This window comes from Actinomadura sp. WMMB 499, from assembly GCF_008824145.1.
Classification (GTDB): domain Bacteria; phylum Actinomycetota; class Actinomycetes; order Streptosporangiales; family Streptosporangiaceae; genus Spirillospora.
Genome location: NZ_CP044407.1, coordinates 7,189,698 through 7,213,858 on the forward strand (window position 1 = coordinate 7,189,698; position 24,161 = coordinate 7,213,858).

Here is a 24,161-nt window from a genome sequence, read left to right on the forward strand (position 1 = left end):
CGCACCACTCCCGTCAGTCCCGGGACGCCGGTCGCACTCGCACCGGCATCTCCTTTATGCCGTTGATGAAACTAGACCTTAGCCTCCGTACGTTACCGTTGAGTTCGATATTGGGCATAGCGTCCAAGAGTGTTTCGAAGAGCACACTCAGCTCGAGTCGGGCGAGGTGGGCGCCCAGGCAGAAGTGGGGGCCGCCTCCGCCGAACCCGATGTGCGGGTTGGGGTCGCGGCCGACGTCGAACGCGAACGGGTCGGCGAACACGCCCTCGTCCCGGTTGGCGGACGCGTAGAACACCACGACCTTGTCGCCCGCGGCGATCGTCCGGCCGCCCAGCTCGGCGTCCCGCACGGCCGTCCGCTTGAACAGGTTGACCGGCGTCACCCACCGGACGATCTCGTCCGCGGCCGTCCGGACGAGCGCGGGATCGGCGCGCAGCCGCGCCCACTGCTCCGGGTGCTCCAGCAGCGCGAGCATCCCGCCGGACGCGGCGTTGCGGGTCGTCTCGTTGCCCGCGACCGACAGCAGCATCACGAACAGCTCGAACTCGTCGCCGTCCAGGACCTCGCCGTCGGCGTCCGGCTGCAGCAGCTTCGTGACGATGTCGTCGCGCGGGTTCTGCCGCCGCTCCGCCGCGAGCTCCGCCGCGTACGCGTACAGCTCCGTCGCGGCCTGCTGCCCCTCCTCCGGGCTCCGCTGGAAGTCCGGGTCGTCCGCGCCGACCAGCGTGTTCGACCAGTGGAAGATCTTGTCGCGGTCCTCCGGCGGGGCGCCGAGCAGCTCGCAGATCACGTAGAGCGGCAGCGGCGCCGCCAGGTCGCGGACGAACTCGGCCTCGTCCCCGCGCTCCACCGTCTCCGCGACCAGCTGCCGGCAGATGTCGCGGATGTGCTCCTCCAGCGCGCCGATCGCGCGCGGCGTGAACCCGCGGTTCACGATGCTCCGCTTGCGCGAGTGCTCCGGCGGGTCCTGGTTGAGCATCATGAGCCGCTGCAGGGCCAGATGCTCCTCCTCCGGCTCCTCGAACAGCGCGAGCCGCTCGTAGGAGGAGAAGATCTCCGGATGCCGCGACACGTGGACGACGTCCGCGTGCCGGGTCACGGCCCAGAACGGGGGCGCGCCCCGCTCCGGGTCGCCCTTGTGCCGGTGCACGGGATCGTGCTCGCGCAGCCACGCGAGCTGCTCGTGCGGGATGCCGCCGTGCTCGTACGAGCCCGGCTCGACCAGGTCGATGTCGGGTGTGACCGTCATCGCGCGCCTCCAGGTCAGGGGGTGGGTGGGGGCGCCCCGAAGGGCGTCGTTCAACCGCGCGGAGCCGACGGGGTGAACCGGACCGGCAGCTCCTTGAGGCCGTTGACGAAGTTGGAGCGCAGCCGGCGGGGCTCGCCGGCGGGCCGGATGTCGGGCATCCGGTCCAGGATCGTCTCGAAGACGATCTTCAGGTTCATCCGGGCGAGGTGGGTGCCCAGGCAGAAGTGGGGGCCGCCTCCGCCGAACCCGATGTGCGGGTTGGGGTCGCGGGCGATGTCGAACGTGTACGGGTCGTCGAAAACGCTCTCGTCCATGTTCGCCGAACTGTAGAACAGCACGACCTTGTCGCCCGCCTTGATCGTCTTGCCGCCCATCTCGACGTCCCGCAGCGCCGTCCGGCGGAACTGGTTGATCGGGCTCACCCAGCGGACGATCTCCTCGATGGTCGTCGGCAGCAGGCTCCGGTCGGCCCGCAGCCGCTCCCACAGCTCCGGACGCTCGAAGAACGCCTGCATGCCGCCCGCCGTCGCGGTCCGGGTGGTCTCGTTGCCCGCGATCGACAGCATGATCACGAACATCGCGAACTGGTCCTCGGTGATCCGCTCGCCGTCGGCGTCCGGCGTCAGCAGCTTGGTCACGATGTCGTCGCGCGGCGTCGACTCCCGCTCGCGGGCGAGCTCCCCGGCCCAGCCGGCGAACTCGGCCGCGTACATCTGCGACTCGGACCGGTCGCCGATGAACTCGGGGTCGTTGAACGCCACGAGCTGGTTCGACCAGTGGAAGATCTGCTGCCGCTGGTCCAGCGGCGCGCCGAGCAGCTCGCAGATCGTGTAGAGCGGCAGCGGCGCGGCGAAGTGCTCGACGAAGTCGCACTCGCCGAGCGGCGCCGCCTCGTCGATCAACTGGTGGCAGATGTCGCGGATGTGCTGCTCGAGCTTGCCGATCATGCGGGGCGTGAACCCCTTGTTCACCAAGCTGCGCAGCTTGGTGTGGTCGGGCGGGTCCTGGAACAGCATGATCTGCCCGTACAGGGCGATGTCGTCCTCGGTGAACTCCTCGAACATCGCCGTCCGCTCCTGCGAGGACAGCAGGTCCGGACGGCGGGACGCGCTGACCACGTCCTCGTGCCGGGTGATCGCCCAGAACCCGGGCACGCCCTCGTTGGGATCGGCGTGCCAGTGCACCGGGTCGTTCGCGCGCAGCCACGCGAACTGCTCGTGCGGGATGCCGCCCCGCTCGTACACGCCGGGATCGATGACGTCGATCTCCCGGCCGGCGGGGGCGAGGGCCACGTCCTGTTGCGTCACGGTCGTCCCTTCGTGAAGAGCCGGCCCCGCGTCGCGCCGCACGGGACTCAGACTGAGCGCTTGCTCGGTCGCAGTTCTAGAACACGTTCTAGCATGAGACTCGAGTCTCATCAAGGGTCTCAGCCGGAAGTCGTCCCGCCCTGCACGGCCCTCTCACCGCCGCGCCACCACGCGAAACGCCCGCGAGCGCGCCATGCGCCCGCGGGCGTTGCCCCCGAGAAGGGGGGTCAGGCGGCTCGCGGCCAGTCGATGCGGGAGCCATCGCGCTCCCACCACTCGACGGCCTTGTCCACGGCCAGGCCCTCGACCCACAGGTCCTCGGGCTCGTCCGGCATCAGCACCTCGCGGAGGGCGTCGTCCAGCTGCCACGACTCGTGCTTGGCGAGCCGGCCCGTCTCGGGGTCGAGGTAGAGCTCGGCGACCTCGGGCGGCAGCAGGGCGGACTCGACCTCGCGACCGGCCGTGTACAAGAACCCGTACGCCGCGGACGCGGCCGTGTGCACCCGCAGCCCGGTGCGCTCGGCCAGCCGGTGGATCGCCCCCACGTCGTAGGGGGCCGGGCCGCGCTCGTCCAGCAGGCGCAGGAACCGGGCGATGCGGTCGGCACCGCCCCAGCCCTGCGGCCGCGGCTCGTACTTGTCCGTCCAGCCGGGGAAGACGAAGTCGCGGAACGTCCCGCCGGGGGAGTACTCGATCGCCACGGAGTCCTTGTGCGGGTGGTTCTGGAACGACAGGATCACCATCGCGCCGTTCGGCGTCCGCCACACCTGCCCGACCGGGTCCTGCGTCGCCTTCGCCTGGAACCACAGGCGGCGCCACCGGCCGCTGCCGTCGCCCCACGGCGTGTCGCCCAGCGCGCCCAGCAGGTCGCGGGACCTCGCGCGCCCGCGCTCCGTCGTCCACGGACGGGCGGCCAGCAGCGCCTCGCCGCCCAGCGTGCCGAACCGCAGGTAGTTCGGCCGGGGCGCCTCGACCCGGCCGAGCGGGTGCGGGGTGTCGTAGGCGGGGCCGGTCGCGGCCGCCTCCGCCAGCAGGCCCGCGAGGTGCCGGACGGCCGGGACCTCCGCGACGTGCCGCCCGGCCCGGAGCCCGCTGACGCTCGCGACCAGGGCGGGCGTCCCCGCCGGCCGCTCCATGCCCAGCGCGTCCCGCAGCCGCAGCGTGCCGCGCAGCGCCGCGGCGGCGCGCTCCACGAGCGTCCGGACGGCGTCGCGGAGCCGCGCGTCGGTGACCTCCGGCAGGACGCGGGCCAGCCCGTCGTCCAGCTCGCGGCCGCCGGCCAGGGCCGCGTCGACGAGCCGCGCGAACCCGGCCCGGTCCAGCCGGCGCAGCGCCGCCGAGCCGTCCGGGTCGGTGGGCGGCAGGTGCGGCCAGAAGCCGGGCGGGGGCATGACGGCGCCGTTCTGCGGGCCGTGCGCGAACGGCCGCCGCGCGACCGTCCGGCCGTCCGCGAGCAGCCGCAGGACGCCCCGGTCGAGCGTCACCTGCACCGGCTCGGCGGCGCCCGGGAACGTCACCGGGACCGACGTCGGGCTCTGCGGCCAGCGCAGCCGCCCGCCGTCCGGCACCGCCAGGCGCCCGTGGTCCGCGACCAGGTAGGTCTCCGGACGCCCGTCGCTCAGCCGCGACAGGTACATGTCGGTGCCGTCGGACCACGGGAAGACCCCGGTGGGGAACGGCAGGTCCCGCTCGTCCAGGAGTCCGTCGGGCCCCCGCACCACGACGCGCTTCCCGGCGAGGCCGAGGGTGAGCACCTCCCCGTGCAGGACGGCGGTCGCCGCGCCGTCCCCGGCGGCCGGGAAGCGCAGCTCCTCCGGGAGGCCGGCGCGCAGCGCCCGCCACGCCGCGTCCACCGGGTCCGCGACCTCCAGCCCCGCGAGCACCGCGGCCGCCGGGTCCGTCTCGGCCATCGGGACGAGGCGCTTCAGCGACGGCTCGAGCCCCTCCAGATCGCCCGCCGCGCACTCGTCCCGCCACTCGGCGAACTGCTCCGCGAGCACCCGCCGGACCGGCCCGTGCTCCAGCAGCGAACGCAGGGCCGAGGGGTAGTCGACGTTGCCGTAGCGGCCGAGGCCGCGGACGAACGCGTCCAGTTCGCGGCGCGCCTCCAGGGAGCCGCCGTCCTCGAACCGTGCCGCGACCTCCGCGAGGTCGGTCTTCTCCCACCAGCGCGGCGCGTCGTCGTGGAACCCCGTCCGTTTCGGCGGGGCCGGGGTCAGCGGGTGCGCGGCGGCCCGGCCCGCCACCGGGTCCGCCGCCGGGTCGAACCAGCGGCCGGGCGGCGGGAACAGCCGGTCGCCCGCATCGGCCGCCAGCCGCATCAGCGCGTCCGCCGGGAGCGGCCCCGCCTCCCGGAACCACGCGCGCGGCAGCCGCCGCCCCGCGCCGACCGCCCCGAGCAGCAGCAGCCAATGGTGGTGCAGCCGGTCGCGCGGCTCCGGGTCGTCGTACACGCCGGGGTCGGGACGGGCCGCGATCAGCAGGTCGAGTGCCTCGTCGTCCTCCGCGAGCCCGCGCAGCGCCCCGTCCAGCGCCTCCCACACCGGCAGCGGCGCGCGCGGCAGCAGCCCCTCCCGCAGCAGCCGCTCCGCGACGAACCGCTCCTCGGCGGCCGGGGCGACCCCGGCCGCCCGCGCCACCGGGAGCAGGTCGGCCACGAAGTTCGGGTAGGGGACGGTGCCCGCGTCCAGGAACGCGCCCACCGCCTCGCGCGCCCACCGGTGCGCCGTCTCCGGGTCCGGATGCGTCGCCAGCCGCCGCAGCCGGTCGTGCAGCAGGCTCGCCGTGACCGCCCCGGACGGGACGAGGTCCACCAGCGTCCGCTGCGCCCGTACGGCGTCCGCGGGGAGGCCGAGGAGCCGCGCGTGGGCGTCCTCCACCTCGCGGGCCCGGCCGACGAGGAACGCCGCCTCGCCCGGCAGCCCGCGCGCCGCGAAGACGCGCGCGGCGTGCTCGAGGAACTCCGGCACCGAGTCCGCGGCGAGCCGCCCCGCCGCCCGGAGCACTTCCGTCCACGCGTCCCGCGGATCGTCCGCCGCCCGCGCCACGGCCCCCTCGAGATCGGGCCATTCCTTCGACATCCACGCCTCCTGCTCGTCACGGTCCCCCATGCGACGATCAGCGGCGCCCGGTGGATCCACCGAGCGGAAAACCGGTTGCGAGGCATCGGGCAGAGGTTGGTAGCGTCGGTGCCGTGCCACGCTTGTTCTTTCTCTGATCCACTCCGGACGGCCCGTCCCTCGCGCTGAGCGAGCCACGGGCGGTCTGACGCTGCCCTGAGCCAGCCCGAAGGCGCGTCCCTTCACCTTCCGTGCTCCGCACAGAGTTCTCTCGTGCTACGCACAGGCGCGCCTCCGTCCGGAGGAAGCATGAACACCCTCTCCATCACCCTGCCCGCGCGCGCCCGCGCCCAGCTCGTCGCCGACGGGATCCGACTCGCCCGCGGCGGGCGCACCGTCCTCGACGGCGTCACCCTCGCCGTCTCGCCCGGCACCCGCTGGGGCGTCGTCGGCGAGAACGGGCGCGGCAAGACGACCCTGCTGCACGTCCTCGCGGGCGTGCTGGCGCCCGACGAGGGCGACGTCCAGCGCGTCGGCACCCTCGGGATCGCCGAGCAGGCGATGCCCGCCGCCGACGGGACGACGGTCGGCGACGCGATCGACGCCGAACTCGCCGACGCCCGCGCCGCGCTGGCGGCCTTCGACGCGGCCACCGCCGCGCTCGCCGACGGGCGGCCCGGCGCCGACGACGCCTACACCGCCGCCCTCGACGCGGCCGAGGCACTCGACGCCTGGGACGCCGACCGCCGCGTCGACCTCGCCCTCGAGCACCTCGGCGCCGTCACCGACCGGGCCCGGCCGCTCGCCGAGCTGTCGGTCGGGCAGCGCTACCGGGTGCGGCTCGCGTGCCTCCTCGGCGCCGAGCACGACTTCCTGCTGCTGGACGAGCCGACGAACCACCTGGACGCGTCCGGCCTGGACTACCTCACCGCGCGGCTGCGGGCCCACGCCGGCGGCGTCGCCGTGGTGAGCCACGACCGGGCGCTGCTCACCGACGTCGCCACGACGATCCTCGACCTCGACCCCAGCCGCGACGGGCGGCCCGCCGTGTACGGGGGCGGGTTCGCCGGGTACCGGGAGGGGCGCGAGGCGGAGCTGCGCCGCTGGGAGGACGAGTACGAGAAGCAGCGGGCCGAGCACGCCCGGCTCTCCCGCGACCTGTCGGAGGCGCAGAACCGGCTCGTCTCCGGCTGGCGCCCGGACAAGGGCGTGCACAAGCACCAGCGGGCCACCCGCGCGGGCGGGCTCGTCCGGGCCGTGCACCGCCGCCGCGACGACCTCGAGAAGCACGCGGTGACCGCGCCGGTGCCGCCGCAGCGGTTCCGGATGCCGGACCTGCCCGCGCGGGCGGGCGTCCGGCTGCTGACCGCGACGGACGTCCGGGTGGACGGGCGGCTGCACCGGGAGACGTCGGTCGAGCTGGAGTCGGGGTCGCGGCTGGTCGTCACCGGCCCGAACGGCGCGGGCAAGTCGACGCTGCTCGCCGTGCTCGCCGGGACGCTCGCGCCGACCGCCGGGACCGTGCACCGGGCCCGCAAGGCGCGGGTGGAGGTGCTCGCGCAGGAGTCGCCGAGCGCGAGCGGCCGGCGCGCCCGCGACGTGTTCGCGGCGCACGTCGCGCGGCTCGTCGGCACCGGCGTCCTCGCCGCGGACGAGGCGGTCCCGCTGGGCGGGCTCGGCCTGCTGCCGTCGGCGGACGCCGCCCGGCCCATGCGCGAGCTGTCGATGGGGCAGCAGCGCCGCCTCGACCTGGCGATGGCGCTGGCCGCGCGCCCGCACGTCCTCCTGCTGGACGAGCCGACGAACCATCTGTCGATCGCCCTCGTGGACGAGCTGACCGAGGCGCTGCACGCGACCCGGGCCGCCGTCGTCCTCGCGACCCACGACCGCCAGCTGCGCAAGGACGTCGCGCCGTGGCCCCGGATCGAGCTGCGCGCGGCGGGAGAGGAGTGACGGCGCGCCGGTGACGGGAGCGGGAACACCGCATGATCAAGGGAGGTTCGCGCCCGCCGGACGGGGGATCCCGTAGGTGAGGCGGCCGAGGGGAGGTCCTTCCATGATCATCGGAATCCTGGTGTGCGGGATCCTCGCGTACGCGCTGTTCGACGTCGGACGGACGCTCGTGCGGCGGATGCGGGGCTCGGCCGCTCGCGCGGCGGCCGAGTCCCGCCCCTTCGAGGCACGCACGGCCGAGGCGCACGCCGCCGCGTGGGCGAACGAGCTGGAGACCGTCGAGGAGATCCTGGGCGCCGAAGCCCTGTGGACCGAGGCCGACCAGGAGTGGCTGGAGAGCCGCCGGATCAGCCTGCCAACGTGAAGCTCAGCACGTCGCCGGTGTCCGCGCGGCGGACGAGGCCGCGGTTCTCCAGCGTGCGCAGGTGCGCGGCGGCCTCGCCCGTCGCCATCCGGCGGGCCTCCACCGGCATCTCGGCCCACGGGTGCCGCCAGGCGAGACCCGCCGCCACGTCCCACAGCGTGGTCGGGGACGCCGACAGCAGCGCGGTGATCTCGCCGAGCCGCTCCTCGTGGTGCTCGATGATCTCGCGGACGCGCGCGGGCAGGTCGGCGAACCGGTACTGGTGGGCCGGCAGCACCTCCTCCACGGTCATCTCGCCGACGCGGGCGAGCGATCCGAGGAACGCGCCGAGCGGGTCCACGTCCGGGGTGTCGTAGGGGTACAGGCCGATGTGCGGGGTGATGCGCGGCAGGACGTGGTCGCCGGTGAAGATCCGGTCGGCGTCCTCCAGATGCAGGCAGACGTGACCGGGGGAGTGGCCCGGCGTGTGGATCGCGCGGAGCTTGCGGCCCGGCAGGTCGATCATGTCGCCGTCGGACAGTTCCCGGTCGGGGACCGCGGGCGGGTCGACCCGGCCGCCGCCGCCGGTGAAGCCCTCCAGCTCGGCCGCGGACGCCCCGGCGCGCTTCATCGAGGCCTGCTCGATCCCGGTGCGCCGTGCCCGGTCGACCGAGTTGAACAGCCGCACGATCTCGGCGTCCGCGTGGTGCATGGCGATCCACGCGCCGGACGTCTCGCGCACTCGCCCGGCGAGGCCCGCGTGGTCGGGGTGGAAGTGCGTGACGACGACCCCGTGCACGTCGGCCACGTCGATCCCGAAGGTCGCGAGGCCGCCCGTCAGGGCCGTCCAGGCGTCCTCGTGCTGCCAGCCCGCGTCGATCAGGACGGGCCCGCGCGGGCTGTCCAGCGCGTACACCAGCGTGTACGCGAGCGGGTTGCCCGGGATGGGCACGGGAACGCTCCACAGGCCCCCGCCGAGATCCTCCGGTTCCGGCTGCAACGGCAGACCGCCTTTCGCGCCTGGGCGCCCGCGCCCGTGCTCGTGCCAGTGCTCGTGCTCAAACGCGGACGCCGACAATGCGTCCGTGATCGGACGCCTCCGATTAAACGCGTTCGAGGATCGTCGCGGTCGACAGGGCCCCGCCGCAGCACATCGTCACGAGGGCCGTCGCGGCGTCGCGGCGCTCCAGCTCGTGCAGCGCGGTGGTGATCAGCCGGGCGCCGGTGGCGCCGACGGGGTGGCCGATCGCGATCGCGCCGCCGTTGACGTTGACCTTGTCGATGTCCGGCTCGTGGACGGACGCCCACGACAGCGCGACGGACGCGAACGCTTCGTTCACCTCGGTGATGTCGATGTCGTTCATCGTCATCCCCGCACGGGCGAGCACCCGCTCGGTGGACTGCACCGGGCCGTCCAGGTGGTAGTACGGCTCGCCGCCGACGAGGGCCTGGGCCTTGAAGCGCGCGCGCGGGCGCAGGCCGAGGGCCTCGGCCTTCTCCTCCGACATGACGACGACGGCCGCGGCCCCGTCGGTGATCTGCGAGGACGTCCCGGCGGTGTGCAGGGCGTCCGGGCCGAGGACGGGCTTGAGCTTGCCGAGGCTCTCGACGGTCGTCTCGCGCAGGCCCTGGTCGCGGGTCACCGTGCGGGTCTCGCCGGTCGGGTTCCCCTCGGCGTCCAGGACGGGCGCGTCGATCGGGGCGATCTCGCGGTCGAACCGGCCGTCGGCCCACGCCTTGGCGGCGAGCTGCTGCGACCGGGCGCCGAAGGCGTCGAGGTCGGCGCGGGTGAGGCCGCGGCGGGCCGCGATCCGCTCCGCGGCGCCGAACTGGTCCGGCATGTCGAGGGACCAGTCGTCCGGGCGCGGGTCGGCGGGGTAGACGTTGGCGCCGAGCGGCGTCCGGCTCATCACCTCGACGCCGCAGCCGATCGCGACGTCCACGACACCGGCCGCGACCTGCGACGCGGCCAGGTGGACGGCCTGCTGCGCGGAGCCGCACTGCGCGTCGACGGTCGTGACGCCGGTCTGCCAGGGCAGCCCCGCGTACAGCCAGGCGTAGCGTCCGACGTGCCCGCCCTGCTCGCCCGCCTGCGTCACGCACCCGGCGAAGACCTGCTCCACCTGGCCCGGGTCGATGCCGGAGCGCTCGACGGCGGCGGTCAGGGCGTGCGCCAGGACGGCTTGGGCCTTCAGGCCCGCGAGCACGCCGTTCCGCTTGCCGAGCGGCGTGCGCACGGCCTCGACGATCACCGGGTTCGCCATCCGATCTCCTTCTAGAACAGGATTCGCTTTCGACGGTAACGCGTTCTAGTCAAGCCCGGAAGGCCGGTCCCGGAGAGTGAGATCATCGGCCGTCCGGCGCGGCGTCCGGTGTGGTGTCCGACACTCTGGCGTCCGATGAACTGATAGTTCGCTATCGGTAGTGATAGTTTTACCCTGCAGGTAAGTGAGAGTCGAGTATCACTTGCTCCGGTGCGGCCGGCCGGTGGTCCACCAGGGGGTTCACCGGACGCCGCACGGCCCGCGGCTCCCGCTCCGTGACCGACGCGCGCCCGCCGAGCGCGGTTCTCCTCCATCTTCGAAAGCCCTACGGAGGCTCGACATATGTCCCATGCGCAATCCCGGTCCGCGGGGGACGGGGTGACCGCTCCCGCGCGGGTCAACATGATCGTCGCGGTCCTCGCGTTCAGCGGGATCGTGGTCGCGCTCATGCAGACCCTGGTCATCCCGATCGTCCCGGACCTTCCCCGGCTGCTGGACGCCTCGGCGGCGGACGCCGCCTGGGCCGTGACCGCCACGCTGCTCGCGGCGGCCGTCGCGACCCCGGTGAGCGGGCGGCTCGGGGACATGTACGGCAAGCGCCTGATGCTGCTGGTCGGCGTGGCCGCGATGATCGCCGGATCGGTGGTCGCGGGCCTCAGCGACACGCTCGTCCCGATGATCGTCGGCCGGGTGCTGCAGGGGCTGTCGGCCGGGGTGATCCCGCTCGGCATCAGCATCATGCGCGACGAGCTGCCCCCCGCGCGGCTGCCGTCCGCCATCGCGCTGATGAGCGCGTCCCTCGGCGTCGGCGGCGCGCTCGGCATGCCCGCCGCGGCGCTCATCGCGGACAACTGGGACTGGCACGCCCTGTTCTGGTTCTCGGCGGGGGCGGGCGTCGTCGCCTTCCTGCTCGTGCTGGTCGTGGTGCCCGAGTCCGACGTGCGCACCGGCGGGCGGTTCGACCTGGTGGGCGCCGTCGGCATGGCGGCGGGGCTGATCTGCCTGCTGCTGGCGATCTCGCAGGGCGCGGACTGGGGCTGGACGAGCGGCACCACCCTCGGCCTGTTCGGCGCGGCCGCGGTCGTCCTCCTCGTGTGGGGCGTGTTCGAGCTGCGCGTCAAGACGCCGCTGGTGGACCTGCGCACGACGGCGCGCCGCCAGGTGCTGGTCACCAACATCGCCTCGATCGCGATGGGCTTCTCGATGTTCGCGATGTCCCTGGTCATCCCGCAGGTCGTCCAGCTGCCGGAGGCGACGGGCCACGGGCTGGGCGAGTCGCTGCTCGTCGCCGGCCTGGTCATGACGCCGGGCGGGCTGGTGATGATGGCGATGGCGCCGCTCTCGGCCGCCGTCTCCCGGGCCGCGGGCGCGAAGGTCACGCTGATGCTCGGTGCGCTGATCGTGGCCGCGGGCTACGGCCTGAACATCCTGCTGATGTCGGAGATCTGGCACCTCGTGCTGGTCACCTGCGTCATCAGCGCCGGTATCGGGTTCGCCTACGGGGCGATGCCCACGCTGATCATGGCGGCGGTGCCGCCGTCGGAGTCGGCCGCGGCCAACAGCCTCAACACCCTGATGCGCTCCATGGGCACGTCGGTCGCCAGCGCGGTGGCCGGCGTCATCCTGGCCCAGCTGACGATCGGCTTCGGCGGGGTCCGGCTGCCGTCCGAGATCGGCTTCAAGGTGGTCATGGCCGCCGGTGCCGGCGCCGCCCTGCTGGCCTTCGCCATCGCCGCCTTCATCCCGCGCCGGCGCCCGGCCGCCGCGCCGCCCGTCCCCGGCGCCGAGCCCGCGCCCGCGGACGCCGAGCCCGGCCTGACGCACGCCGGGCCCGGCCTGACGGCCGACGCGGCCGCCCTGGAGGAGGCCTTCGCCGCCGCTTCGGCGCCCGGCCCGGTCGGCCCGGCGACCCGGGCGGGGCAGCCGGGCCCGGCCGGCCCGGCCAGTGCGGTGCCGTCGGCGGCGGCCCTGGCGAGCGCGCAGAACGGCAGTCGCGTCCGGACGGCCGAGCCCCAGGCGGCGGCCGAGCCCGCCGGGGCGGCCGAGCCCGCCGGGCCCGGAATCCCCGTCACCGGGCACATTCGCGGGGCGGAGGGCGCGCCCGTGGCGGGCGCGGCGGTGACGCTGATCTCCCCGGCGGGGCGGCAGGTGAGCCGCGCGGTCGCGCACGCCGACGGCGCGTACGGCGTGCGCGCGCCGATGGCGGGCTCCTACGTCCTGATCACCTCCGCCGACGGGCACCGGCCGCAGGCCTCCGCCCTCGCGGTCGGCGGCGAGCCCGTCGTCCACGACGTTCTGATGGGCGGGATGAGCGGCCTGACCGGCGTGGTCCGGTCCGCGCACGGTGGGGCGCCGATCTCCGGTGCCGTGGTCATCGTGACGGACGTCCGCGGCGACGTCCTCGCGACCGCGGAGGCCGACGCGCGCGGCGAGTTCGGCTTCGCCGAGCTGGTGCCGGGGACGATGACGCTCGCGGTGAGCTCGGCCGAGCACCGGCCGCGGGCGATGCCCGTCGAGATCGGGGACGGCGGCGTCACCCGGGTCGAGGTCGAGCTGCACCCGGGCGCGCACGTGCGGGGCGCGGTGCGCGGGGCGGGCGTCCCGCTCGGCGGCGCGCGGGTGACGCTGGTGGACGCGGCGGGCAACACCGTCGCCACGACGACGACCGGTCCGGACGGGACCTACGCCTTCTCCGACCTGGACGGCGGCGCGTACACGGTCATCGCGACCGGCTACCCGCCGAAGGCGACCGCGGTCACCGTGTCCGGCGGCGGGCTGGACGGCCACGACATCGACCTCGCCGACGGCGAGGCATAGGCGGGGAGCAGGGGCCGTCCGGGCGTCAGGCGCCCGGGCGGCGGACCAGCACGGGGACCGGGGGCGGCAGGGGAGTGGCCGCCTCCGGGGACAGCCCGTCGAGGACGAGCGCGACGTAGCGCCGCCAGCCGCCCTCGCGCGGATCGAGGGTCCAGAGCACGCTGACGAGCATGGTCATGATCCGGCGGACGTCGTCGAGCACCAGGTCGTCGCGGATCAGCCCGGCCCGCTGCCCCCGCTCGATGAGGGGCGCCAGCGACTCGAAGAACCGGGCGCTCGCCTCCATGCCGGCCACGCCGGAGTTCTGGGCCGCGGCGAGCGTGTTGTAGTTCTGCGCGGTCAGGGAGACCGCGGTCTCGATCACCCGGGCCAGGCCGCGCCGCGGATCGTCGTCCTCCAGCGCCTGCTCGATGACGGGGGCGAGCACCTTGGTGAAGCTCTGGTCCAGGGCGGCGCGCACGAGCATCGCCTTGTCGGGGAAGCGCCGGTACAGGGTCGCGATGCCGACCCCGGCGCGGCGGGCGATCTCCTCGAGCGGGGCGTCGGGACCGCGCTCGGCATAGACTTCCCGCGCGGCCCGCAGGATCTTCTCGGAGTTGCGCGCCGCGTCGGCGCGCAACGGTCTCGGGGCCTCGCTGGACACCTGCCCATCGTATCAAGTGATAGTGGACTATCGGCTGTTCGGTCGCGATCTCCGGACCCGGAACGGTGTGGGGCGGTCCCGCCGTCAACTACCGTGGAGGTGTCCTCCCCCGCGCCGGAGCGTCCGATGCCCGCAGATTTCGACGAGCCCGTGTTCGACGAAGACTTCGTTCGTGGTGCCTCGTTCACCGAACCCTCGGCACAGGAACGGGCCCGCCCGCCGAGCCGCCGCGCCCGGCGCGGCGCCGCCCGCCGCCGGAACCGGGCCGCGCGCCCGCCGCGCGGCCGCGGGTTCCGCCGACCCGGCAACCGGATGGCGGTCGCGCAGCTCGCGGGCGGCATCCTGGTGCTGCTCGCGATCTCGGTCGCGCTGTGGTGGTGGAACCAGCCGTCCGGCGAGATGGAGGCGCCCGCCCGGGTCGAGATCATGACGCCGGCGGAGCCGGTGCCGCCCGAGCCGGCGGACCCGGACGGCGGGCCGGCGCAGCCGGCGCCGTCGGAGATGGCGCCCCCGCGCGTGTGAGCCCGCGCGTGTGACGGCGCGGGCTCCGCGTCCCCGGCGGCCCCTGTTCGCCGGGGCGCGCGAACGCCCGCGCGCCCGTGGACGTCAGCGGGCGAGCGTCACCCGCAGCTCCGCGTACGACGGGACGAGCACGCGCCGGGACGCCCGCCGGTGCGTGATCGTGTACGGGCGGCCGTCCGCCAGCAGCGCCGCCAGCATCCGCGCCACCTGGACGCGCGCCACCGCCGCGCCCAGGCACAGGTGGCGCCCGCCGCCGAACCACAGCTGCCGGGTATCCGGCACGTACGGGCGGCGCACGTCGAACGGGCCCGCGCCGTTCGTCGCCAGGTACGTCAGGACGAGCACGCGCTCCCCGGCGCGCATCGACCGGCCCGCGACGTCCGCGTCCCGCACGACGTGCCGTCCGATGACGGGTGCGGGCGCGGCGACGCGCAGGCCCTCGCGCACCGCGCCGTCCAGGAGGGACGGGTCGTCCAGCAGCGCGCGCTGCTGGCCGGTGTCGTGCACCAGCGCGACCGTCCGGACCGTCCCGGACGCGCCGGTCTCGGTGCCCGCGATCACCAGCAGGGTCGCGAGGCCGCGCGCCATCGGCAGCCCGAGGCCGATCTCCCGGCAGCGGCCGAGCAGGGTGTCCGGGCCGCCGGACCGGTAGGCGGCGGGGACGTCCGCGGTGATGCCCTCGACGATCGCGCGGGCCCGCCCGACGGTCGCCGGGTCCAGCTCGGTCGAGGCGGTGGTGCCGAGGGCGAGGGCGGCGAGCCGCTCCCCGGCCGCGAACAGCTCCCGGTACGTCCCGTCGGGTCGGTCCGCGGGGAGGCCGAGCACGTCGGCGACCATCCGGCCGGCCAGGACGCGGGCGGTCGCGGCGACGTCGGCGGACTCCCCGGCGGCGAGGCGGCAGGCCAGATCGGCGTGGTGGGCGCCCTGCGACCGGTCGATCAGCGCGCGGGCGGCGTCCTCGGTGAACAGGTCGCGGGCGGCGGTGCGGACCTCGGTGTGCCGGGCGCCGCCGAAGAACCGCCCCATCTCCGCCCCGAACAGCTGCGTCCACAGGTGCCCGACGCCGCCCTCGCCGTTCATCCCGAAGTGCTCGTGGTCGTTGAGGACGCGGCGGGCCAGGACCGGGTCGGTCACCACCCAGCCGAGCCGCGGCACGCGCACGACCGGGCCGGTGCGCCGCGCCGCCTGCAGGAGCGCGAACAGCCCCCGGTTGCCGTGCCACAGCAGCCGCGCCTCATGCCGTTCCGCGTTCGTGGTCTTTGTGCTGGTCACCAGGAGATCATCGCCGACGGGCCGGCCGGACGGACCGGCTGTATCCCCCAATCGGGATAAGTGGTAGTACTCACCTCGAACTGGGCTACTTCCCCGGTGGCCTGTACGTCAGGTCTCTCTGTCCGGAAGGCGCCCATATCGGCGAACCTGGCCGTCCTGGCCGCCGACCGAGCACGAGCAACCGGGGGACCCCCATGAGAGCCCGCATCACCGCCGTGGCCGCGCACCTGCCGCCACGGACCGTCACCAGCGCCGAGGTCGAGGCGCGCGTCGCCCGGGAGAGCGCCCGCGCCGGCGGCGGCTACCGGCCGCATCCCACGATCGTCGAGCGGATGACCGGCATCCGCGCCCGGCACGTCATGCGCGACGACGAGCAGGCGTCCGACCTCGCCGTCGCCGCCGCCCGCACCGTCCTCGCCGACCGCGGGCTGCGCCCGGACGGCGTCGACCTGCTGATCTTCGGGTCGGCGTCGCAGGACCTCGTCGAGCCCGCCACCGCCCACATCGTCGCCGCGAAGCTGGGCGCGACCTGCCCCGTCTTCGACGTCAAGAACGCCTGCAACAGCTTCCTCAACGGCCTGCAGACGGCCGACGCGCTGATCCGCACCGGGCAGCACGAGCGGGTGCTCGTCTGCACCGGGGAGAGCCCGTCCCGCGCGATCCGCTGGAGCGTGCGCGACCGCGCCCAGTTCGTCGACGCGTTCGCGGGCTACACGCTGTCCGACGGCGGTGCCGCGATGCTCGTCGAGGCCGCGCCCGACGGCGGCCTCTTCTACCGCGACTTCGCCGCCGTCTCGGCGTCCTGGCGGATCGGGACGCTGCCCGGCGGCGGCTCCATGCATCCGCGCGACCCCGAGCACTCCTACTTCAGCGGGGACGGCCGCCGCCTCAAGGACGCGTTCCTCGCCGGCGGCACCGAACTGTTCACGACCGCGCTCGAGAAGACGGGCCTGACGTGGGACGACTTCGCGTTCGTCGGCGTCCACCAGGTGACCGTCCCGTACCTTGAGGTGCTGCGCGGGGCCCTCGGGATCCCGCCCGGCAAGCTGGTCGTGACGCTGCCCGACCACGGCAACGTCGCGTCCGCGAGCCTCCCGCTGCAGCTCGCCACCGCCCTCGCCGAGGGACGCTGCGGGCCGGGCGACCGCGTCGCGCTCGTCGGTCTGGCGGGCGGCCTCAGCCTCGGCGTCGTGTTCGCGGAGCTGTGATCGTGAACCTTTGGGTCGTGGTCCCCGCCTACAACGAGGAGCGCTCGATCGGCGCCACGCTGCGCCGCCTCGCCGAGCAGACCGACACGGCGTTCACCCTGGTCGTCGTCGACAACGCGAGCACCGATGCCACCGCGAAGATCGTCGAGGAGTTCGCCGCGGACGGCCCGCTCCCGGACGTGCGGATCGTCCGGGAGACCGAGAAGGGCACCGGCGCCGCCGCCGACACCGGGTTCCGGCACGCCATCGCCGCCGGGGCCACCCACATCGCCCGCACCGACGCCGACTGCCTGCCGCACCCCGGCTGGATCGCGGCGGTGCGGCGGGCGTTCGGCGCGGGCCTCGAACTGGTCAGCGGGCCGCTGCGCCCCCGCACCGACGAGTTCCCGCTCAAGCTGTGGGAACGCCGCCTGCTGCCCGCCGTCATCGAGACCGCCGCCCTGTTCGGACGCTTCCGCCCCGGCAACCAGGACCCGCTCTACCTCGGGCCCTACGTGATGATGCCGGGCTGCAATGTGGCCGTCACCGCCGACCTGTACGAGCGCGCGGGCGGCTTCCCGCGGACGTGCATCGAGGACGTCCACGAGGACCGCGCGCTCGTCAACGCCGTCCGCTACCTGACCCCGGCCTACGGGCTCCGCGACGACGTCGTCGTGTACGGGTCGGTGCGGCGGCTGCGCGCGTTCGGCCTGGTCAGGACGCTCGGCTGGTACGCCGACCACCGGTACCGGCCCGCGGAGGTCGACATCCGATGAACGCCGAACGGCTCCGCCTCCCCGCGCGCCCCCGGAACTGGGAGCGGCGGCTCTACCTGGCCGCGCACCCGTTCGCCTACCCGCTGCTGCGCGGCCTCGCGCGGCGCGGCCCGGTGGTGCGGGTGCCCGGCGTGGGCGTGGTGGTGAACGACGCCCGTCTCGCCCGCGACGTCCTCATGGACGGCGAGACGTTCCGCAAGGACGGGCCCGGCTCGCCCGGCGAGCTGTGGACGCCGGTGCTGGGGCCGTCCGTCCTGCTGAACATGGAGGGCGACGCGCACCGGGCCCTCCGCCGCCGCCTCACCGACCTGTTCACCCCCGCCTACGCCGACGAGCTGTGCGCGCGGGTGCTCGCCGCGCCGCTGGACCGGCTGCGCGAGCGCCTCGCGTCCGGCGCGCCCGTCGACGTCGTGGACGCGGCGCGCGTCATGGCGGGCGCGGTGATCAGCGAGGTCATCGGGCTGGACCTGGCCGGCGAGGCCGGGTTCCGGGACCTGTTCGAGCAGGGCGAGCGCGTCGTCGCGATGGTCTCGCTGCGGACCCGGCGGCTGTCCCCGGCGCAGGTCCGGCGCGCCCGCGCGGTCCTGGACCCGCTCGGGGACGTCGCCGCGAAGGCGTACGCCGCCGGGGACGGATCGACCGTCATGGGACGGATGCGTGCCCTCGGGCTCTCCGAGGACGAGGCGCGCGGCGCCGCCGGGGCGTTCTTCCTCACCGGCACCGAGACCGTCGCCACCTTCGTACCCCGCGTCCTCGCCCTCCTCGCCGACTCCGGCCGCCTCGCCGACGCCGCCGCGTCCGCCGCGTCCGGCGGTTTCCTGGACCGGGCGATCGACGAGGCGATGCGCGTCACCACCCCGACGCCCGTGATGCTGCGCAGCGTGCACCGCCCGGCGCGGGTCGGCGGCACGGCCGTCCGGCCGGGCGACCGGATCCTGATCGCGACCCACAACTGCTGCCGCGCCCTCGGCCCGTTCGACCCGGACCGCCCCCACCCGCCCGAGCTGCGCCGCCTCTGGTTCGGCGCGGGCCCGCACTTCTGCATCGGCTACCCGCTCGCGATGGCGCAGATCCGCCGCGTGTCCCGCGCCCTGCTGGACGCCGCGCCGCTGCGGATCGTCGACCGGTCGGCCGCGCGCGACGTCCTGATCCCGACCTACCGCCGGTTGATCGTGCGGTCGGAGGCCCGGCGATGACGCTCGTCCGGAGGTTCCTCGACCAGGCCGAGCGGACGCCCGCCGCGGTGGCGCTCGTCGCCGGGGACGGCGCCGAGCTCACCTACGGCGAGCTGCGGCGGCGGGTGCTCGCCGTCCGGCACGGGCTCCGGACGGCCGGGATGGCGCCCGGCGACGGGGTCCTGTTCTCGGTGCGGCCCTCGCCGGAGTCGCTCGCGCTGGCGCTCGGCGTCGTCGCGGCCGGGGGAGTGGTCGTGTTCGCCGATCCCGGCGCCGGGCCCGAGATGTTCACCGCGCGGCTGCGGCTGGCGCGCCCGCGCTGGTCGGCGGCGGAGTCGATCCTGTACGCGGGAAGCCGGCTGCGGCCCGTCCGGGCGTACGCGCGGCGGCGCGGGCTGCTGCTGCCGAACCTCGCCGACCTGCGGGTCCCGGGCGAGGGGCCGATGCGGCACGTCCATGTCGGGCGGCGGCTGCCGGGCGTCCCGCGCGGCGCCCTCGCGTTCGCGCGGCTCGCCGCCGGCCCGGCGCCCGAACCGGACACCGGCGGCGATCCGGACGCGCCCGCCGCCGTGATCTTCACGTCCGGGACGACCGCGGACCCGCGCGCGGTCGTCCACACGCAGGGCTCGCTGGCGGCGGCGCTCGACCTGTTCCGGTCCCGGCTGCCGCTCGGGCCGGGGGACGTCGTGCACACCGACCAGCTCATGCTCGGGCTGCCGACGCTGATCTCGGGGGCCCGCTGGTCGATGCCGCCGCTCGGGTGCCCGCCGGGGGAGTTCGTCCGGCTGATGCGGGAACGCCGGGCGACGCACACGTTCTGCGTCCCGGTGCATCTCGCGGAGATCCTGGACGAGACGCCCGAACTGCCGGGAACGCTGCGGCACGTCCTGCTCGGCGCGGCCCCCGCGCCGCCCGCGATCCTGCGGCGGGCGGTGGCGGCGGCGCCGTCGGCCGAGGTCGCGTCGGTGTACGCGATGACCGAGATCCTCCCGGTCGCGATCGCTTCGGCGGCGGAGAAGCTCGCCTTCGCGGGCCCCGGCGACCTGCTCGGGACCCCGCTGCCCGGCGTCGGGGCCCGGCTCGCGGACGACGGCGAGCTCCTGCTCTCCGGCCCGAACCTCTGTCGCGGGTACCTCGGCACCGAGCCGCGCGCCGAGCTGCCGACGGGCGACCTCGCGCGCTTCGACGCGGGGCGGCTCGTCCTCACGGGGCGCAAGAAGGACATGCTGATCCGCGGCAAGTTCAACCTCTATCCGGGCCTGTACGAGCCGTCGATCGCCGCGCTCCCGGGCGTTGCCGAGGCCGCGATCGTCGGCGTCCCCGACCCGTCCACGGGAGACGAGGAGGTGGTGCTCGCCGTGGTGGGCCCGCCTGACCTGCCCGGACGCCTGCGCCGCGAACTCCCGGACGTCATCGACCACGACGCGCTGCCCGACCGCGTCGTCGTCCTGCCCGAACTGCCCCGGTCCGGCCGCACGCGCAAGCTCGACCGCGACCGTCTCCGAGAGCTGGTGGGCCGGTGAGGATCGCGGTGACCGGAGCGTCCGGGTTCGTCGGCGGCGCGGTGTGCCGCGCGCTCGCCGCCGAGGGGGCGACGGCGTTCGCGTTCGGCCGCCGTCCCGCCGCCGACCCGGGCCACCTGGGCGGCGCCCCCTACCGTGCCTGGGACCTCGTGCGCGGCCCGCTCCCGGACCCGCCGCGCGTCGACGCGGTGATCCACTGCGCGGGGAGCGTCACCGACTGGGGACATGCCGCCGGGCTGTTCGCCGCCAACCTCACCGGCACCCGCCACGCGCTCGCGACGTTCCCGGACGCCCGGTTCGTGCACGTCAGCACGGCGAGCGTGTACGACCCGTTCCGGCCGAGCGTCATGGCGACCGAGGACGAGGCGCCCGTCCGCCGGTACATGAACGCGTACGGGGCCTCGAAGGCGGCGGCCGAACGCGCGGCGCTGGCCGGCGGCGCGACCGTCCTGCGCCCGCACGCGGTCTACGGGCCGGGCGACACGACGCTGCTGCCGCGCGTGCTGTCGGCCGTCCGGGGGCCCGTCCTGCCCGCGGTCGGGACGGGCCGGCAGCGCGTCAGCCTGACCTCGATCGGCAACCTCGTGCGGGCCTGCCTGCTGGCCGCGACCGTCCCGGCCGCCGGGCCGCGCGCGTTCAACGTCGCCGACGCCGAACCGGTGACGATCGACGCCGCGTTCCGCGAGATCCTGCACGAGCGCGGCGTCCGGGCCAGGCCGGTCTACGTCCCGGCCGCCCTCGCCCGCCCGGTGGCCGCCGCCGCCGAGGGCGCGTTCCTGCTGGCCCGGCGCCCCGAACCGCCCCGGATCACCCGCTACGCGATCAGCCATCTCGCGGTCGAACGGACCCTGGACATCTCGGCCGCCCGCACCGTCCTCGGCTACCGCCCGGACCCGACGTCCTTCACGGGCGCCGCCGGCTGGTGACCGTCAACCACGGGTTGACGCACGAGGATCGTCAACCTATGGTTGACGCATGACGGATGCGGAACGGCCGATCGGCAACGTCCGGCTGGACGAGCTGATCGACGCCATCAAGAAGGCGCACAGCGAACCCCTGGAACAGCTGACCGACGCGGTCCTCGCCGCCGACCACCTCGGTGAGGTCGCCGACCACCTGATCGGCCACTTCGTCGACCAGGCCCGCCGTTCCGGGGCGTCCTGGACCGACATCGGCAAGAGCATGGGCGTCAGCAAGCAGGCCGCGCAGAAGCGGTTCGTCCCGAAGGAGGGCACGCCGCTCGACCCGAGCGAGGGCTTCCAGCGGTTCACGGCGCGCGCGCGGAACGTCGTCGTGGCGGGCATGACCGAGGCACGCGCCGCCGGCAACGACCGTATCGACCCCGTGCACCTGGTCCTGGGCCTGCTCACCGAGCCCGACGCCCTCGCCGGGCGGGCGATCGTCGCGCAGGGCGTCCTGCTCGACACCGTCCGGCAGGCCGCCCGCGAGGGACTGCCGCCCGAGAGCGGCACGGTGCCGGACGAGATCCCCATGGGGCCGCTCGCGAAGAAGGCGATGGAGCTGACGTTCCGGGAGGCGCTGCGGCTCGGCCACAACTACATCGGCACCGAGCACCTCCTGCTCGCCCTCCTCGAACTCGAGGACGGCGACGGCGTCCTGTCCGGCCTCGGCATCGGCAAGGCGGCCGCCGAGGCGAACATCGTCGAGACCCTGAACGCCCTCACCGGCTCCTGACGGAACCCCGGCGAACCCGGCCGGTGGCGCGCGCCACCGGCCGATGAGTTCCGGACGCCCGGCGAGTCGGAACTCGTATGGAGTCACTCATCAAGGCCAACGGCGTCGAGCTCTGCGCGGAGACCTTTGGCGACCCCGCGGACCGGGCCGTCCTGCTCATCGGCGGCACGATGCTCACGTGGCCCGACCGATTCTGCGAGCGGCTCGCGGCCCTGCGCCGCTTCGTCGTCCGCTACGACCTGCGCGACGTCGGCCGCTCGACCACCGTCGACCCGGACGCCCCCGGCTACACGCTCCGCGACCTGGTCGCCGACGCCGCCGCCCTGCTGGACGCCCTGAACCTGGCCCGCGCGCACGTCGTCGGCGCGGGTCCCGGCGGCTGGATCGCCCAGCTCCTCGCGCTCGACCACCCCGGCCGGGTCGCCACCCTCACGCTCATCGGCACCCGCCCCGTCGCGCCCGGCCCGGTCGACCCCGACCTGCCCGACCACGCGCCCGAGGTCATGGAGGCGTTCATGAACGCCCCGGAGGTCGACTGGACGGACCGCGCGTCCGTCGTCGCCGCGCAGCTCGCGGGCGACCGGGCGATGGGGGGCCGCGACTTCGATGAGGACGAGGCGCGCGCGGACATCGAGCGGATCCACAACCGCACGCCCACCGGCGCCGACCCCGGCAAGGCCCACCGCGCGAACCTGATGGGGACCGTGTTCGCCGCCCTCGACTGCGGCGACCGCTGGCGCGAGCGCCTGCCCGCCATCGCCGTCCCCACCCTGGTGATCCACGGCGAGGACGACCCGTTCTTCCCCCTCGGCAACGCCGAGGCCCTCGCCGCCGAGATCCCCCGCACCGAACTGATCGTCCTGCCCCGCACCGGGCAGGGGCTCCCGAGAAGGACGTGGGACACGGTCGTCCCCGCCCTCGCCCGCCACACCGCCTGAAAGCGAGGAATCCATGACCGACGCACCCGCCACCGAGTTCGACGGCCGGTTCAGCGACCCCGCGGCCCGCGCGACCCCGTGGCCCGAGGCCCGCCGCGTGCTGGAGGACGCGGAACTGTACTGGCTCGCCACCGTGCGGGCCGACGGACGTCCGCACGTGACGCCCCTCATCGGGGTGCTGCACGACGGCGCGATGCACTTCTGCACCGGGCTGGGCGAGCAGAAGGCCCGCAACCTCGGCCACAGCGCGCAGGTGACGCTGACCGCGGGCAACAACGCGTGGGCGAAGGGCCTCGACGTCGTCGTGGAGGGCGCCGCCGTCCGGGTGACCGGCCGTCCGGCCCTGGAGTCGCTGGCCGCCGCCTACCTGGACAAGTACGGCGAGGCGTGGCGGTTCGAGGTCGGCGACGGCGTCTTCGGCACCGGCGACGTCGCGGCGGCCGTGTTCCGGATCGAACCGGCCCGGGCGTTCGCGTTCGCCAAGGAGCCGCACGGCCAGACGCGATACCGCTTCGGGGGTTAACGGATCGCCGCGAGTGGCGCGGGCTGGGAGCATGCGAGCATGCAGCCGACCGTGCGGGCGTTCGAGGAACGCGACCAGGACGCAGTGATCGCGCTATCGCTCCCGGCCCGGGCGCCCGTGCACCGCCCGATCGCCCGGTACTTCAAGAAGCTGTGACCGCGCCCGGCGAGCCGCGCGGCGCCGAACTGGCCGCGGGGTTCTACGCCGACCTCGTCCGTCCGCTCCTGGGCGGGCTGCCGCACGCGGCGGCGCGCCTGGGCTCCGGCTCGGACGTCCTCGGCCTCGACGACGCGATGAGCCGCGACCACGACTGGGGCTGCCGCCTCACGCTCCTGCTCGACGACGAGGCCGCGGTCGCGGGCGTCCGCGCGATGCTCGAACGCGAGCTGCCGGACCGGTACGGGGAGCGTCCCGTGCGGTTCCCGGTCATGTGGGACCCGGCGGACACGCACAACGTGGAGGTCGCGACCGTCGCCGGGTTCTGCCTCTCCCGCCTTGGCGTGGACCCGACCCGTGACCTGTCGGCCGTCGACCGGCTGTGCCTGACGGGCCAGAGCGTCCTCGAGGTGATCGCCGGGCCGGTCTTCGCCGACACCACCGCGACGCTCACCGCCGTCCGGGCGACGCTCGACCGCCACCCGCCGGACGTCGAACGGTACGTCGCCGCGGCGTGGTGGCGCCGCGCGTCCCAGTGGATGCCGATCGCCGGACGGACGGCGGCGCGCGGCGACGAGACCGGGTCGCGCGTCCTCGCCGCCCGGATCGCCGAGGACCTGCTCCGGCTCGCGTTCGTCCTGTCCGGCCGGTGGGCCCCCTACGCGAAGTGGCGCGGCATCGCGTTCCGCGAACTCCCGATCGCCCGCGATCTCGGGCCCGCGCTCGCCGCCGCCGTCGCCGCGCCGACCTGGCGGGACC

Annotated in this window: 19 protein-coding genes and 2 pseudogenes; 14 read left to right on the top strand and 7 right to left on the bottom strand. The window is 75.0% G+C overall.

Translation table 11 applies throughout. The features are described 5' to 3' along the window. Positions 1-13 precede the first annotated feature (13 nt). The 3 genes from F7P10_RS32425 to F7P10_RS32435 all read right to left on the bottom strand — a co-directional run bounded on the left by F7P10_RS32425 (position 14) and on the right by F7P10_RS32435 (position 5,636). Positions 14-1,249, bottom strand: coding sequence for a cytochrome P450 (locus F7P10_RS32425; RefSeq protein WP_151015271.1), 1,236 nt, complete (start codon positions 1,247-1,249; stop codon positions 14-16). A 50-nt stretch (positions 1,250-1,299) separates the two neighbouring features. Continuing rightward, positions 1,300-2,556, bottom strand: coding sequence for a cytochrome P450 (locus F7P10_RS32430; protein ID WP_254716144.1), 1,257 nt, complete (start codon positions 2,554-2,556; stop codon positions 1,300-1,302). Positions 2,557-2,783: 227 nt separating this feature from the next. Further along, a complete protein-coding gene (locus F7P10_RS32435) occupies positions 2,784-5,636 on the bottom strand; it encodes a hypothetical protein (RefSeq protein ID WP_218040212.1) in 2,853 nt (950 codons plus the stop codon). A gap of 288 nt (positions 5,637-5,924) precedes the next feature. Here F7P10_RS32435 and F7P10_RS32440 point away from each other — a divergent pair, with 288 nt between their 5' ends. Then, positions 5,925-7,568 (top strand): ABC-F family ATP-binding cassette domain-containing protein, encoded by a 1,644-nt coding sequence (locus tag F7P10_RS32440; protein ID WP_151015277.1) that lies wholly within the window; start codon positions 5,925-5,927, stop codon positions 7,566-7,568. Between the two features lie 103 nt (positions 7,569-7,671). Then, positions 7,672-7,932 carry a hypothetical protein gene (locus F7P10_RS32445; RefSeq protein ID WP_151015279.1) on the top strand — a complete coding sequence of 87 codons (261 nt, stop codon included), beginning with the start codon at positions 7,672-7,674 and terminating at the stop codon, positions 7,930-7,932. On the opposite strand, the gene F7P10_RS32450 is transcribed toward F7P10_RS32445, so the two are convergent. Then, positions 7,916-8,863, bottom strand: coding sequence for an MBL fold metallo-hydrolase (locus F7P10_RS32450; protein WP_254716145.1), 948 nt, complete (start codon positions 8,861-8,863; stop codon positions 7,916-7,918). The two genes, F7P10_RS32445 and F7P10_RS32450, sit on opposite strands and share 17 nt — an antisense overlap. A 151-nt stretch (positions 8,864-9,014) precedes the next feature. Continuing rightward, positions 9,015-10,175: a steroid 3-ketoacyl-CoA thiolase gene (locus tag F7P10_RS32455; protein WP_151015281.1), complete on the bottom strand. Its 1,161-nt coding sequence runs from the start codon at positions 10,173-10,175 to the stop codon at positions 9,015-9,017. A 402-nt stretch (positions 10,176-10,577) separates the two neighbouring features. Between F7P10_RS32455 and F7P10_RS44830 the strand changes: the two are divergent. Next, a pseudogene (locus tag F7P10_RS44830) lies at positions 10,578-11,927 on the top strand (MFS transporter); the annotation flags it as partial. 366 nt (positions 11,928-12,293) lie between these two features. Beyond that, on the top strand, positions 12,294-12,992 hold the full coding sequence (locus F7P10_RS44835; RefSeq protein ID WP_254716827.1) for a collagen binding domain-containing protein: 699 nt from the start codon (positions 12,294-12,296) through the stop codon (positions 12,990-12,992). A 25-nt stretch (positions 12,993-13,017) separates the two neighbouring features. Here the strand turns inward: F7P10_RS44835 and F7P10_RS32465 are convergent, their stop codons facing one another. Further along, on the bottom strand, positions 13,018-13,635 hold the full coding sequence (locus F7P10_RS32465; RefSeq protein ID WP_151015285.1) for a TetR/AcrR family transcriptional regulator: 618 nt from the start codon (positions 13,633-13,635) through the stop codon (positions 13,018-13,020). A gap of 126 nt (positions 13,636-13,761) precedes the next feature. Between F7P10_RS32465 and F7P10_RS32470 the strand changes: the two genes are divergently transcribed. Beyond that, positions 13,762-14,157: a hypothetical protein gene (locus F7P10_RS32470; protein ID WP_151015287.1), complete on the top strand. Its 396-nt coding sequence runs from the start codon at positions 13,762-13,764 to the stop codon at positions 14,155-14,157. An 84-nt stretch (positions 14,158-14,241) separates the two neighbouring features. Here F7P10_RS32470 and F7P10_RS32475 read toward each other — a convergent pair whose 3' ends face one another. Further along, a complete protein-coding gene (locus tag F7P10_RS32475) occupies positions 14,242-15,429 on the bottom strand; it encodes a cytochrome P450 (RefSeq protein ID WP_254716146.1) in 1,188 nt (395 codons plus the stop codon). A gap of 194 nt (positions 15,430-15,623) precedes the next feature. Here F7P10_RS32475 and F7P10_RS32480 point away from each other — a divergent pair, with 194 nt between their 5' ends. The 9 genes and pseudogenes from F7P10_RS32480 to F7P10_RS44840 all read left to right on the top strand — a co-directional run. Further along, positions 15,624-16,637: a 3-oxoacyl-ACP synthase III family protein gene (locus tag F7P10_RS32480; RefSeq protein WP_151015289.1), complete on the top strand. Its 1,014-nt coding sequence runs from the start codon at positions 15,624-15,626 to the stop codon at positions 16,635-16,637. A 2-nt stretch (positions 16,638-16,639) separates the two neighbouring features. After that, positions 16,640-17,392 (top strand): glycosyltransferase family 2 protein, encoded by a 753-nt coding sequence (locus F7P10_RS32485; protein WP_151015291.1) that lies wholly within the window; start codon positions 16,640-16,642, stop codon positions 17,390-17,392. After that, on the top strand, positions 17,389-18,588 hold the full coding sequence (locus tag F7P10_RS32490; RefSeq protein ID WP_151015293.1) for a cytochrome P450: 1,200 nt from the start codon (positions 17,389-17,391) through the stop codon (positions 18,586-18,588). Before F7P10_RS32485 ends, F7P10_RS32490 begins: the two co-directional genes overlap by 4 nt. Further along, complete coding sequence (locus tag F7P10_RS32495) at positions 18,585-20,090, top strand: class I adenylate-forming enzyme family protein (protein ID WP_151015295.1); 1,506 nt, start codon at positions 18,585-18,587, stop codon at positions 20,088-20,090. Before F7P10_RS32490 ends, F7P10_RS32495 begins: the two co-directional genes overlap by 4 nt. 8 nt (positions 20,091-20,098) lie before the next feature. After that, entirely contained in the window at positions 20,099-21,016 is a 918-nt protein-coding gene (locus F7P10_RS32500; protein ID WP_254716147.1) for an NAD(P)-dependent oxidoreductase, read from the top strand. Between the two features lie 49 nt (positions 21,017-21,065). Further along, positions 21,066-21,785 (top strand): Clp protease N-terminal domain-containing protein, encoded by a 720-nt coding sequence (locus F7P10_RS32505; RefSeq protein WP_151015299.1) that lies wholly within the window; start codon positions 21,066-21,068, stop codon positions 21,783-21,785. A 77-nt stretch (positions 21,786-21,862) separates the two neighbouring features. Then, positions 21,863-22,723: an alpha/beta fold hydrolase gene (locus F7P10_RS32510; RefSeq protein WP_151015301.1), complete on the top strand. Its 861-nt coding sequence runs from the start codon at positions 21,863-21,865 to the stop codon at positions 22,721-22,723. A gap of 13 nt (positions 22,724-22,736) precedes the next feature. Continuing rightward, positions 22,737-23,246, top strand: a complete 510-nt coding sequence (locus F7P10_RS32515; RefSeq protein WP_151015303.1) for a pyridoxamine 5'-phosphate oxidase family protein — start codon at positions 22,737-22,739, stop codon at positions 23,244-23,246. Between the two features lie 428 nt (positions 23,247-23,674). After that, a pseudogene (locus F7P10_RS44840) lies at positions 23,675-24,013 on the top strand (DUF4037 domain-containing protein); the annotation flags it as partial. Between the last annotated feature and the right edge of the window lie 148 nt (positions 24,014-24,161).